General features: G+C 67.0%; 11 protein-coding genes and 1 pseudogene. 8 read left to right on the top strand and 4 right to left on the bottom strand.

The features are described 5' to 3' along the window. Positions 1 to 30: 30 nt before the first annotated feature. From thiD to OVA11_RS00150, 3 genes are all read left to right on the top strand, one after another. Complete coding sequence (thiD, locus tag OVA11_RS00160; RefSeq protein WP_268065503.1) at positions 31 to 834, top strand: bifunctional hydroxymethylpyrimidine kinase/phosphomethylpyrimidine kinase; 804 nt, start codon at positions 31 to 33, stop codon at positions 832 to 834. Beyond that, on the top strand, positions 831 to 1,415 hold the full coding sequence (locus tag OVA11_RS00155) for a nucleotidyltransferase family protein (protein ID WP_268065502.1): 585 nt from the start codon (positions 831 to 833) through the stop codon (positions 1,413 to 1,415). The genes thiD and OVA11_RS00155 overlap by 4 nt, the downstream gene beginning before the upstream one ends. A gap of 92 nt (positions 1,416 to 1,507) precedes the next feature. Then, positions 1,508 to 2,329, top strand: coding sequence for a PhzF family phenazine biosynthesis protein (locus tag OVA11_RS00150; protein WP_268065501.1), 822 nt, complete (start codon positions 1,508 to 1,510; stop codon positions 2,327 to 2,329). Positions 2,330 to 2,331: 2 nt separating this feature from the next. Here OVA11_RS00150 and OVA11_RS00145 read toward each other — a convergent pair whose 3' ends face one another. Together OVA11_RS00145 and OVA11_RS00140 are read right to left on the bottom strand one after the other, a co-directional pair. Continuing rightward, positions 2,332 to 2,691, bottom strand: a complete 360-nt coding sequence (locus OVA11_RS00145) for a hypothetical protein (protein ID WP_268065500.1) — start codon at positions 2,689 to 2,691, stop codon at positions 2,332 to 2,334. 137 nt (positions 2,692 to 2,828) lie between these two features. Next, positions 2,829 to 4,802 (bottom strand): ATP-binding protein, encoded by a 1,974-nt coding sequence (locus tag OVA11_RS00140; RefSeq protein WP_268065499.1) that lies wholly within the window; start codon positions 4,800 to 4,802, stop codon positions 2,829 to 2,831. Between the two features lie 82 nt (positions 4,803 to 4,884). On the opposite strand from OVA11_RS00140, the gene OVA11_RS00135 reads away from it, so the two are divergent. The 3 genes from OVA11_RS00135 to OVA11_RS00125 all read left to right on the top strand — a co-directional run bounded on the left by OVA11_RS00135 (position 4,885) and on the right by OVA11_RS00125 (position 7,018). Beyond that, positions 4,885 to 5,214: a hypothetical protein gene (locus tag OVA11_RS00135; RefSeq protein WP_096034321.1), complete on the top strand. Its 330-nt coding sequence runs from the start codon at positions 4,885 to 4,887 to the stop codon at positions 5,212 to 5,214. A gap of 70 nt (positions 5,215 to 5,284) precedes the next feature. Beyond that, entirely contained in the window at positions 5,285 to 5,707 is a 423-nt protein-coding gene (locus tag OVA11_RS00130) for a hypothetical protein (protein WP_096034320.1), read from the top strand. A 135-nt stretch (positions 5,708 to 5,842) separates the two neighbouring features. Then, positions 5,843 to 7,018 (top strand): phosphoserine transaminase, encoded by a 1,176-nt coding sequence (locus tag OVA11_RS00125; RefSeq protein WP_268065498.1) that lies wholly within the window; start codon positions 5,843 to 5,845, stop codon positions 7,016 to 7,018. Positions 7,019 to 7,039: 21 nt separating this feature from the next. On the opposite strand, the pseudogene OVA11_RS19745 reads toward OVA11_RS00125, so the two are convergent. Continuing rightward, positions 7,040 to 7,130, bottom strand: a pseudogene (locus tag OVA11_RS19745) (hypothetical protein); the annotation flags it as partial. A gap of 24 nt (positions 7,131 to 7,154) precedes the next feature. Between OVA11_RS19745 and serA the strand changes: the two are divergent. Further along, on the top strand, positions 7,155 to 8,735 hold the full coding sequence (gene serA, locus OVA11_RS00115) for a phosphoglycerate dehydrogenase (RefSeq protein WP_268065497.1): 1,581 nt from the start codon (positions 7,155 to 7,157) through the stop codon (positions 8,733 to 8,735). 147 nt (positions 8,736 to 8,882) lie between these two features. Beyond that, positions 8,883 to 9,248, top strand: a complete 366-nt coding sequence (locus OVA11_RS00110) for a VanZ family protein (RefSeq protein WP_268065496.1) — start codon at positions 8,883 to 8,885, stop codon at positions 9,246 to 9,248. 172 nt (positions 9,249 to 9,420) lie between these two features. On the opposite strand, the gene OVA11_RS00105 is transcribed toward OVA11_RS00110, so the two are convergent. Then, complete coding sequence (locus OVA11_RS00105) at positions 9,421 to 12,657, bottom strand: acetyl-CoA carboxylase family protein (RefSeq protein WP_268065495.1); 3,237 nt, start codon at positions 12,655 to 12,657, stop codon at positions 9,421 to 9,423. Positions 12,658 to 12,753: the final 96 nt, after the last annotated feature.

Genomic DNA, 12,753 nt, shown 5'->3' with positions numbered 1-12,753 from the left:
GCGCGTCCGATTCCCGCCTAAGAACGCTGCATGTCCCAAGCTCACAAAGGTCGCGTTCTCGTCATCGCCGGCTCTGATTCCGGTGGTGGCGCGGGGATCCAGGCCGACATCAAGACGATCACCGCGCTCGGCGGCTATGCGGCCACCGTGATCACCGCCGTCACGGTGCAGAACACCTTGGGCGTCACAGGCGTCCACCCGATCCCGCTGGACGTGATCGCCGCGCAGGCCAGAGCCGTGCTGGACGATATCGGGGCGGATGCGATCAAGACGGGCATGCTGGGCGATGCAGCGGTCGTCGAGATCGTCGCCCAGGCGTTGGACCACGCCGGCGGCGTTCCGGCCGTGGTGGATCCCGTCATGGTCGCTAAGGGAGGCGCTCCCCTGCTGGCGGCAGCGGCGATCGGCGCCGTGAAGAGCCTAATGATCCCGCGCGCGTTCCTGCTCACGCCCAATGCGCCTGAAGCTGCGGCGCTGACCGGCCTTGTCGTTGAGACCACCGAGGATCTGCGTCGCGCCGGCGAGGCCTTGCTCGCCCTCGGCGCCCGAGCGGTGTTGATGAAGGGCGGTCACGTGGCCGGCGAGCGCGTGGTTGACGTGCTGATGACGCCAGCGGGCGAGACCACCTTCGAAGGCGAGCGGATCGACACGCGCCATACGCATGGCACAGGCTGCACGCTCGCCTCGGCCTGCGCCGCCGGCTTGGCCAAGGGCCTGAAGCTCGAAGAAGCCGTCGCTCAGGCCTGGAACTATGTGCACGAGGCCATGCTGCGCGCGCCCGGCTTCGGCGCCGGCCACGGGCCCCTGGATCACGGCTGGACCCTGCGGACATGACCTCAAGTCTCGAAGAGCGGTTCGTCGAGATCGTACGGGGCGTCCCTACGACGATGCACGTCCTGAAGACGGTCCGTGAGCTGGATCTGCCGGACTGGATGATCTTCTCGGGCGCGGTTTACCAGCCGGTCTGGAACCACCTGACGGGCCGGGCGCCGGATTATGGCATCAAGGACTACGACGTCGCCTATCACGACGACAGAGACACCTCCTATGAGGCCGAGGACGTGGTGATCAAGCGCGTCGCCGCAGCGTTTGAGCCGCCCCTGCGGGATCTTGTCGAGGTCCGCAACCAAGCGCGTGTACACCTGTGGTTCGAGAAGAAGTTCGGCGCCGACGAGCCCTATCCGCCGCTCGAGGACAGCGCTGCGGCCCTCGAGCGCTTCGTGGCGACGGCCTTCTGCGTGGGCGTGCGCTTGGAGGCTGATGACCGTCTTCGGGTGTGGGCTCCGTTCGGACTGGAGGACCTGTTCGCCCTGCGCCTGCGTCCCAACCCCTTGCGGGTGAAAGGGGCGGGCGGCTGGGAGCGGACAACGGCGTCCGCCAAGGCGCGTTGGCCGGAAATCTCGATCGAGCCCTGAGCCTGGATTGTCACCGGGACAATAAAGGCTTTGCCGACCGTCTGCGCCGCGCATAACAGCGATGTCCATCGGATTTCGCCAGAGCTTTCGCCATGCGCCAGTGGACCATCGACGCCTTCGCTAGCGGCCCCTTCAAGGGCAATCCTGCCTGTGTGCTCGAACCTTTCGAGGCTTGGCCGTCGGCGGCGTGGATGCAGGCGCTCGCGGCTGAGAACAACCAGGCCGAGACGGCCTATCTGTTGAAGACCTCCGACCCCGCTCGTTTTGGCCTGCGCTGGTTTACGCCCACGAGGGAGGCGCCGCTCTGCGGTCACGCGACCTTGGCGGCGGCGCATACGCTGTTCCAGGAGTTGGGCGTGGACGTCCCGCTACTGACCTTCGACACCCTTTCGGGACCCTTGACCGTGCGGCGGATCGGCGAGGGTCTGGAGATGGATTTTCCCGCCGATCCTCCAAGCCGGTGCGCTACGCCCGAAGGTCTGGCTCTGGCGCTGGGCGTGACTCCGATCGAAGTCTGGGCGGGAGCTTATCTGATCGCGGTTCTGGAGAACGAGGCAAGCGTACGCGATCTGAAGCCGGACCTGGCGGCGCTCAAAGGGATCGGCAAGGAGGCCGGCGATGGGCCGGGCCAGACGGTCGTCGTCGCGCGGGCCGATCCTGATAAGCCATACGCCGTGGTCAGCCGCTTCTTCGCGCCGGCTGCCGGCATTCCCGAAGACCCTGCGACCGGCTCGGCTCACTGCATCCTGATGCCGCTCTATGGCGAAAAGCTAGGGGCTGGGGTCCTACAGTTCCATCAGGCCTATCCTGGTCGGGGCGGGGACCTGGAATGCGAAAGCCGCGGCGCGCGCGTCTTGCTGCGCGGCCGCGGCTTCACCGTCATCGAGAGCAAGCTGCGCGTCTTGCCGGCCTAACGTCACCAGCGGCGGTCGCCCCGATAGTCGCGGTCATGGCCATAGCCATAGCCGTAGTCGCGGTCATGGCGCTCGTAGCGGATCTGGGCGCTGATGCGGTCGAAGCGACGGTCGAGGTCGGCGCGCTCCCAACGGCTCAGGCCGTCGCGACGGTAACGGTGCTCCAAGCGGGCGGCCTCGCGCAACTCGGCGCGCAGGCGATAGGCCTCATGGCGGGTGAGCGTGCCGTTATACAGGCCCCGGTCGATACGGCGCTCCAGCCTGTCTTGGCGATCATTGATCGACTGGGCCGAGGCCGTAGCAGGAACGGTGGCGGCGGCCAGGGCCGAGACCGCAACGATCGGGATCAGGATCTTCTTCATCGGTTCGGTTCCTCTTTGAGTGTCTCCGTCGCTGCGGGGGCAAGCGACGTTGAGCCAAGAGAAACACGGCGAGCCTGAAGCGGTTCTGAGCCGCTCGTTATCCTGCGTTCATGTTGGATAGCGGCCTGTCGTCAGGCTCACGCGGCGCGCGAAAGCCGTGCGCCAGCCATCGCCGCCTCGATGGCGTCGTAGAGTTTGCTGACCTCGATAGGCTTGGCGACGTGGCCGTCCATCCCCGCGGACAGATACTCCTCGACCTGGTGAGTCAGGGCGTTCGCCGTGACCGCGATGATCGGGGTGCGCCGACGCATCTCTGCTTGTTCCGTCGCACGGATACTGCGGGCGGCCTCGAGGCCGTCCATCACCGGCATGTGGATATCCATCAGCACGACGTCAAAGTCGCCGGTCTTCCAGGCCTCGACGCACGCCGCGCCGTCATCGACCAGGGTGACATCGGCGTTCAGGGGGGCCAGGACCGCCGCCACCACCTTCTGATTGGTCGGGTTGTCGTCGGCCGCCAGGACCCTAAGGCGAGGCGGTTCGGCGGGGGGCGGCGCCATGATAGGATCGCCGTCATCGATATAGTGGACGTCGGTCAGCGTCTCCTCGCGCGGTAGCCCCACGAGGACGGTGAAGGTCGAGCCTCGGCCTTCGCGGCTTTGCACCTTGATAGAGCCGTTCATCATCGCCGCCAGCTCGCGGCAGATGGCCAGGCCCAGTCCCGAGCCTCCAAAGCGGCGCGTGGTCGTGCTGTCGGCCTGGACGAACTTGTCGAACAGGCGCGGCAGAATCTCAGGCGAGATCCCGATACCAGTGTCAGCGACATCGATACGCAGGCCCGAGCCGTCCTCAGCCGAGGCGAAGCGCACGGCGACCGCGCCGTCCAGGGTGAACTTGAGCGCGTTTGAAATCAGGTTGCCCAGGATTTGGCGCAGGCGATCGGCGTCGCCGCGCCACAGGCCCTGAGCTTCCGGCGCGACACCGACCTCGAAGGCCAGGCCCTTGGTCCGGGCCTGGGGTGCAAAGGTTTCGCGGATCGACTGCGCCAGCTGCGCGATGTCGAAGGGCCGATCCTGGATCTCCAGACGGCCGGCTTCGATCTTGGACAGGTCCAGCACGTCGTTCAGAACGCCCAGAAGCACCGCGCCTGACTCACGGATCACCGACAGGCGTTCGCGCTGGATATCGCTGAGCTGGTCCATCGCCATGACGTCGGCCATCGCCAACACGCCGTTGAGCGGCGTGCGAATCTCGTGGCTCATATTGGCCAGGAAGTGCGACTTCAGGACGTTGGCGGCGTTGGCGTCGTCACGCGCCTTGACCAGCTCGGCCATGGCGCCGCGCAGATCCTGGTCGTTGCATTCCAGGCGCGCCACCAGGTGGTTGAAGCTTGCGATGAGGCTGCGGAAGACGTCGTCGTCAGCGGTCTCGTCAAGAGCCTTGAAGCGTCCGCCGACGGCGGTTTCGTGCATGGCTTCGGAGAGTCGCTCCATGGGTTGGGCCAGGCGTCGGGCCAGGCTGTTGGCCAGAAGGATCGCCATGCCCGCCGCGCCGAAGAACAGCGCGCCCGTCAGCGCCAGGTCGCGCGCCAGAGTCTGGGCGAGGCCAGGGCGCTTGGCCACGAGCACCAGCCTGCCGACCGTCAGCGACGAGAGCTTGATCGGGCGCTGCAGTGTGTCGGCGTTGGAAGGATTGGCCTCACCGAGCTGAGCGACTGTGCGTCCCTGGGCGTCGATGATGCGGACCCCTGCGACGCCCGGCGCCTTGGCCACGGCTTCCAAGGCTCGATAGACGCCGACCATGTTGTGGTCCGCCAGCGGAGCCGCGGCCCCGGCGGCGGCCATCTGCACCAGCACCTCGTGGTTGGCGCGCGCCTCCTGGCGCGCCACGCTCCATTGCTGAAGCATGAAGCAAAGGCAGGCGGCCACGAGCGCGAGCACCGTCGTAGCCAGGGCCACACCGGCGATTCGCGCCTGCAGCGGCGCGTGGCTTGACACGTTATGGTTGCGGTTTTCGGACATCGCACCCAGCACTTCACTCTTGGCGAGAGTATGCCTGAATGTTCCTAACGCTTCGCTTCCATCCGAAAGGAGAGTTGCGCGACAAAACAACGCTAACGCACATTTTTGCGTTGCCTTCGCTTTAACATTTCGTTTACCTTTTTCATTAGTGTTTCATTAACTGGAGGCGGGCGTGGAAAAGGTTTTTGTTGCTCAACGCGTGGCGACCAAGTTGTTCGCGACGGAAGCGGCTGTTGACGCTGCGATGATCGAGGTTTCCGGCATGATGGCCGAGCTGATGCAGGCTCGTAAGGATCTGGGTCTTTCGGCCACGGTCGGCGACGCGGCTTGCTCGAAGGTCGCCGACGCGATCCAAGCCCTGGCGGCGGCCCGCAGCGCCCTCGTCGAGGCTCATAGCCAACTGGATGAAACGCGCCTGCGCGTTGGCATTCGCACTCGCATGGGTGGCCTGATCAAGGAAGAGCAGCTTCCGCCGCCGCAAGGCCTCCGTGAGGTTGTCTAAGTTTTCGTGATCGCACATTGCGATAGTTTAACACTCTAGGCCTCTAATCTCGGTTAGAGGCTTAGCTCTTATGTTCGCCCACCTTCAAATCCTCGTACTGACCGGTTGGCTTCTCCTGGCTGTAGCTTTTTTCACCGCTCGGCGGTGGGGAGGCGAGGCCGAAAGGCGAGGGGCGCTCTTAGTCCTTCTCGTAACCATAGGGTTCACCCTGTCGGGCTTTATCCCAGATACGAACACCGTGCGCGGGGTTTATCTGGCGCTCGATGGCGCGTTAGCCTTGGGGCTCTTGCTTCTCGCATTGCGCCATACGACCGCTTGGCTAGGTGTCGCAGTCCTATTGCAAGGTGTGCAGTTCAGCCTTCACGCCTACTACCTTGTCGCCAACAAGAGCTACGACAAGCTCTACGCCACCGTAAACAATCTAGTGACGCTCGGCGTTCTCTGCTGTCTGCTGGTCGGCGTCATCCTTGCCGCTCGTCGCGCGGACAAATAATTCCCTGCAGCGGGTGGTTTTCGCGCCTCCGCGACAAATCTCTCCTTGCAATTCCCCTCCAGACGCGGTTTCTCGCCGGCGGGCCACGCCCCCCCAACGGGGCGCAGTCCATCTGTAAGGATGGGAGACATCGCTATGACCACGACCCTCGCCAAGCCGGCGATCCGCCCGGCTCGCCCCGAGTTCTCTTCCGGACCTTGTGCCAAAAGGCCGGGCTGGACCCCCGAAAATCTTAGAAACGCCGTCCTGGGTCGCTCGCACCGCTCCAAGCTGGGCAAGGCGCGCCTGAAGGCCGCCATCGACCAGACGCGCGAAGTGCTGGAGGTCCCGGCCGACTTCCTGATCGGCATCGTCGCCGGTTCGGACACCGGCGCCGTCGAAATGGCGATGTGGTCGATGCTGGGCGCGCGCCCCGTGCAGCTGCTGGCCTTCGAGTCCTTCGGCAAGGATTGGGTCACGGACGTCACCAAGCAACTGAAGCTGCCCGACGTCGAGGTGCTGAGCGCCCCGTACGGCCAGCTGCCCGACACGTCCAAGGTCGATCCGGCCAAGGATCTGGTCTTCACCTGGAACGGCACGACCTCGGGCGTGCGCGTGCCCAACGCCGACTTCATCTCGGCCGAGCGTGAGGGCATCACCATCTGCGACGCCACCTCGGCGGCCTTCGCCCAGGATCTGGACTGGACCAAGCTCGATGTCGTGACCTTCTCCTGGCAGAAGGCGCTGGGCGGCGAGGGCGCGCACGGCGTCCTGATCCTGTCGCCGCGCGCTGTGGCCCGCCTGGAAAGCTACACGCCGGCCTGGCCGATGCCGAAGCTGTTCCGCATGACCAAGAACGGGAAGATCGCCGCCGACATCTTCGAAGGCGCGACCATCAACACCCCGTCGATGCTCTGCGTGGAAGACGCCCTGGACGCCCTGAAGTGGGCTTCGTCCATCGGCGGTCTGCAAGCCATGCAGGCCCGCGCCGACCAGAACCTGAAGGTCCTGGCTGACTGGGTCGCCAAGACCCCGTGGGTCGATTTCCTGGCCGCCACGCCGGAGATCCGCTCCAACACCTCGGTGTGCCTGAAGGTCGTCGATCCCGCGATCTGCGCCCTGCCGGAAGACGCCCAAGCCGACTTCGCCAAGAAGCTGGCCAGCCTGCTCGAGAAGGAGGGCGCGGCCCTCGACATCGGCGGCTATCGCGACGCTCCGGCCGGCCTGCGCATCTGGTGCGGCGCCACGGTCGAGGCTTCGGACCTCGAGGCCCTGACGCCCTGGCTCGACTGGGCCTTCGCCATCGTCTCGGCCGAACTGGCCGCCGCTTAAAGCCTTCTCCGCACAGCGGCTGAAATCCTCGTCCTTCGACAAGCTCAGGATGAGGATTTCAGACCCGCCCTTCAGTAGCCCTCATCCTGAGCCTGTCGAAGGACGAGGGCGGCTACCTGAAACTGGACACATCCCCATGACCGCTCCCCGCGTCCTCATCGCTGACAAGCTCAGCCCCGCCGCCGTCGAGATCTTCAAGAACCGCGGCCTCGACTTCGACATCAAGACCGGCCTGTCGAAGGACGAACTGATCGCCGTGATCGGCGACTATGACGGCATCGCCATCCGCTCGGGCGCCAAGCTCGACAAGGACGTCATCGCCGCCGCGAACAAACTGCGCGTTATCGCCCGTGCCGGCATCGGCGTGGACAATGTCGACATCCCGGCCGCCACGGCCAAGGGCATCGTCGTGATGAACACGCCCTTCGGCAACTCGATCACCACGGCCGAGCACGCCATCGCCATGATGTTCGCCCTGGCCCGCCAGATCCCCGCCGCCGATGTTTCCACCCAGGCCGGCAAGTGGGAGAAGAACCGCTTCATGGGTGTTGAGCTCTACGCCAAGACCCTGGGCCTGATCGGCGCCGGCAACATCGGCGGCATCGTCGCCGACCGCGCGCTGGGCCTGAAGATGAAGGTCGTGGCCTACGACCCCTTCCTGTCGCCCGAGCGGGCCGTCGAGATGGGCGTCGAGAAGGTCGAGCTGGAAGACCTCTTGGCCCGCGCCGACGTCATCACCCTGCACACCCCGCTGACCGACAAGACCCGCAACATCCTGTCGGCCGAGAACCTGGCCAAGACCAAGAAGGGCGTGATGATCGTCAACTGCGCCCGTGGCGGCCTGGTCGACGAGGCGGCCCTGCGCAAGCTGCTGGACGAGGGTCATGTCGGCGGCGCGGCCTTTGACGTGTTCACCGTTGAGCCGGCCAAGGAAAACCCGCTGTTCGGCAGCGACAAGGTCGTGGCTACCCCGCACCTGGGCGCCAGCACCAATGAAGCCCAGGAGAACGTCGCCCTGCAGGTCGCCGAGCAGGTTTCGGACTACCTCCTGACCGGCGCGGTGACCAACGCCCTGAACAGCCCGTCGATCACCGCCGAAGAAGCCCCCAAGCTAAAGCCGTTCGTGGCCCTGGCCGAGAAGATCGGCGCCTTCGCCGGCCAGATGGTCGACTTCGGCGTCAAGGCGATCGACATCGCGTATGAGGGCGAGGTTTCGAACCTCAACGTCAAGCCGATGACCTCGGCCGCCCTGGCCGGCGTGCTCAAGCCGATGCTGGCCGAGATCAACATGGTCTCCGCCCCGGCCATCGCCAAGGAGCGCGGCATCACCGTCTCGGAGAGCCGCCAGGAAGTCAGCCCCACCTATGACAGCCTGATGCGCGTGACCATCACCACCGAGAAGGGCAAGCGCGCCTTCGCCGGTACGGTGATCGCCGGCGCCCCGCGCATCGTCGAGGTCAAGGGCATGGAGCTGGACGCGGCCTTCTCGCCGGCCATGCTGTACGTCAACAACCTGGACAAGCCGGGCTTCATCGGCGCGCTGGGCATGCTGCTGGGCGAGGCGGGCGTCAACATCGCCACCTTCAACCTGGGCCGGGTTTCGGCCGACGAAGACGCCATCGCGCTGGTGGGCGTCGACCAGGCGCCGGACGCGGCCCTGCTGGCCAAGATCCAGGCGCTGCCGCACGTCAAGGAAGCGCGCGCGCTGACGTTCTGAGGTTTGTCTCCTTCTCCCCCTTGCGGGAGAAGGTGTCATCCGAAGGATGACGGATGAGGGGTTGCGCGGTATCGCCAGCGCGACCCCTCACCCGGCCCTTCGGGCCACCCTCTCCCGCAAGGGAAGAGGGATCATCCAAGGTCCCGAATGTCGCTGCTTGTCCCCCGCAAGATCCGCTGGCCTGGCCTTCTGGTCTTTATCGCTGCGGTCGCGTTCACGCTTTACGCAGCCCTCGCGCCGGGCGACGACACCACAGGCCTGATCCCCTGGGACAAGGCCAAGCACTTCATCGTCTTCTACGGCCTGACCTTCCTGGCGACGATGGCCCTGCCGCGCAGTCGCTGGTGGAAGATCGCGATCGTGCTGCTGGGTTTCGGTGTCGCCATCGAGATCCTGCAGGGCCTGCCGATCATCGGGCGCGACGCGGACGTGTTCGACATCGTCGCCGACGCTCTTGGTATCGGGTTCTTCTTTGGGCCGATCATGGTTCGTGACGGGCTGAACAGAGACTAGGCCCAGCGGGACCTAAAGAGATCGACCTCCCCGGCGAATGCCGGGGCCCAGATTCATTCTGGGAGCCTGCGGTGTCTGCGCCAAAGGCTGTAGTCGCCCCCGCGGACGTTCGTAGGTTCGATCTGGACCCCGGCATTCGCCGGGGAAGTCGGATGGCAAGGCGTCGGGTCCCTTAGAAGCTGTCCACCCGCACCTCCCACGGGCGGCTCAAGCCCACCGCCGCGTCCAATCCGCCGATCACCCAGCGCCGCGTGTCGGCAGGATCGATGACGGCGTCGATTTCCAGAGCCGCCGCCATGCTGGTGGCCTTGCCCGCCGCATAGAGCCGGGCGACCAGCTGGTCGTAGAGCGCCTTCTGTTTGACCGGATCGATCTCGGCTTCCAGCTCCTTGCGGTAGCCCAGCTTGACGGCGCCTTCCAGGCCCATGCCGCCGAACTCGCCCGTGGGCCAGGCGGCGATGAAGGCGGGGCTGTGGAAGCTACCGCCCGCCATGGCCTGAGCGCCCAGGCCGTAGCCCTTACGCGTGACGATCGTGAACAGGGGCGAACGCAGCTTGGCGCCGGCGATGAACTGACGGCTGACCCGGCGCACGGCGGCGGCGTCCTCGCTGTCGGGCCCCACCATGAAGCCGGGCGTGTCGCACAGGCTCAGGACCGGCAGGGCGAAGGCGTCGCACAGTTGCAGGAAGCGGGCGGCCTTCTCGGCGCCCTCACAGTCGATGGCCCCGCCCAGATGGCGCGGGTCGTTGGCGATCAGGCCCAAGGGGCGGCCTTCGATCCGGATCAGGCCCGTGACCATGCCGGCCGCGAAACCGCCGCGCAGTTCGAGGAAGGAGCCTTCGTCGACGAGGCCGGCGATCAGCGCGCGGACGTCGTAGACCCGCAGGCGGTTCTCCGGGATCGCGTGGCGCAGGCGCCGCTGGTCAGGCGCGGTCCAGGTCGATAGCGTTCCTTGGAAGTAGGACAGCGCCTGCTTGGCCAGCCGCGTGGCGTCAGCCTCGTCATCGGCCAGGATGTCGATGACGCCGTTCTTCCACTGATGAGCCGCCGGCCCGATCTGCTCGGGACGAAAGACGCCCAGGCCGCCGCCCTCGATCATGGCCGGACCGCCCATGCCGAGGTTGCTGTCGCGGGTGGCGATTATGATCTCTGAAAGGCCCGCGATGGCGGCGTTGCCGGCGAAGCAGCGGCCCGCGACGATGGCGATCTTGGGAACCAGGCCCGACAGCTGGGCGAAGCTGCGGAAGGTCGGCACGTCCAGGCCCGCCACGGCCGTGGTGTCGGTGTCGCCCGGACGCCCGCCACCGCCCTCGGCGAACCAGACCACCGGCAGCTTCTGGTCGGCGATCAGCGCCATCAGCCGGTCGGACTTGCGATGGTTCATCGCGCCTTGGGTGCCGGCCAGCACGGTGAAGTCATAGGCCAGCGCCGCCGTGCGCGCCTTTTCGGGCGGGAACAGCGCGCCGTTGACCGTCCCGATGCCGGTGATCAGTCCGTCGGCGGGTGTGTTGGCGATCAGGTCCTCGGTCGAGCGCCGTCTTTTCTGGGCGGCGATGGCCAGCGCGCCGTATTCCAGGAAGCTGCCGGGATCGACCAGATCGTCGATGTTCTCGCGCGCGGTGCGGTGGCCGGTCTTGCGCCGCTTGGCGACCGCCTCGGGGCGCGCTTCGTCCAGGGTGTGGCGATGGCGGGCGACCACCTCGGCGAGGTCCGGGCGAAGGGCGTCCAGGTCTTGTTCGACGGTCTCCCCGTCGAGTGCGCCCTCGACCTCCGCCGGCTCCAGGAAGACCAGCGGCTGGCCCTCGGCGACGGTCTGGCCGCCCTGGATGGCGATCTTGACCACCCGCCCGCCGGCGCTGGCGCAGACCAGGTGCTCCATCTTCATCGCCTCCAGCACCGCTAGGGCCTGACCCGGACGGACGAGGTCACCTTCGCGGATCGTGATGGCGCCGACCGTGGCCGCCAGCGGCGCAATGACAGGCTCGGCGCCCGCCAGGGCCTCGAAGTGCGTGACGCTCGCCGTGGTCTCGGGCGTCAGGCGCTGGGCCTCGGCCGCCAGGGTCTCGGCATGCTGGGCGATGAAGGTCGTTGTGACCTCGCCGGTTACGGCGGTCGGATGGGCCAGAATGGCGCGGACCAGCGGCGCGGTGGTCGCCACGCCGGCGACCTTCAGCTCGGCCAAGGCGCGGTCCAGCCGGCTGGAAGCCTCGCCGGGCGTCCGTCCTCTGACGATCACCTTGGCCAGTAGGCTGTCATAGGCCGCGCCAATGGTGAGCCCCGCTGAGACGCCTGCATCGACGCGCACGCCGGGGCCGCCCGGCGGCGTCCAGGCGCTCAAGGTCCCGGTCGACGGGCGCACCTGACCGTCGGCGGTCAGGGTCTCGGCGTTGATCCGCGCCTGGATGGCCACGCCGAACGGCGGCGGGGTGTTGGTCAGCTCCAGCTCGCCCAGGCGGTGACCCGCCGCCAGATCGAACTGCAGCCGCACGAGGTCCAGGCCCGTGACCTCCTCGGTCACCGTGTGCTCGACCTGCAGACGCGGATTGACCTCGATGAAGAAGGCCTCGCCCCCCAAGGGCGAATGCGGATCGGCGTCGACCAGAAACTCGACGGTCGCCAGCCCCCGATAGCCGGCGCACAGGCGCTCGGACCAGCCGGCGAGGGCGGCGCGCAGGTTGTCGGGCAGGGCGGCGGGCGCGATCTCGACCAGCTTCTGGTTGCGCCGCTGCAGCGAGCAGTCGCGATCGCCCAGGGCCAGCACCTGATCGCCGTCGCCGACGATCTGCACCTCGATATGGCGGGCGCGCTCGATCAGCTTTTCCGCATAGAGACCGCCGTCGCCGAACGCGGCCAGGGCTTCGCGTTCGCAGGCGGCGAAGGCGGCGTCCAGTTCGCCGGGGTCGAGCACCATGCGCATGCCACGTCCGCCGCCGCCGGCCCGGGCCTTCAGCATGATCGCCCCATGCTCGGCCTGGAAGGCGCGGGCGGCCTCCAGGGTGATCGCGCCGGTTCCGGGGATCAGCGGCAGGCCGCGCTCGGCGGCCAGGGCGCGGGCGGCGGCCTTGTCGCCGAAGGTCGTCAGGTGCTCGGGCGAGGGGCCGATGAAGACGATCCCGACCTCGGCGCAGGCCCGGGCCAGGGCCGGGTTCTCCGACAGGAAGCCATAGCCGGGATGCAGAGCGTCGCAGCCCTGCGCCTTGGCGGCGGCCACCACGGCGGCGATGTCGAGATAGGCCCGCGCCCCCGCGCCCGGCAGGGCGACGGCGCGATCAGCAGCGCCGACATGCGGGCTTTGCGCGTCGTCGGTGGCGTACACGGCCACGCTCTCGAGCCCCGTCTCGGCCGCCGCGCGGGCGATCCGGACCGCGATCTCGCCCCGGTTGGCGATCAGAACTCGGGAGAGGGACATGACGCTTCCTGCGGGGCTTCATACGGCCGTTTGAGACACTTTGGCCGGTCTGGCGCGACTCTCCAAGCCTTGACTCTCCAGCTCAGGAAGATCAGA

The sequence above is a fragment of the Caulobacter sp. SL161 genome (assembly GCF_026672375.1).
In the GTDB taxonomy this organism is placed as follows: domain Bacteria; phylum Pseudomonadota; class Alphaproteobacteria; order Caulobacterales; family Caulobacteraceae; genus Caulobacter.
Note: the sequence above shows the minus strand (reverse complement) of the source record. Positions and strands in the feature narration are given on the sequence as shown.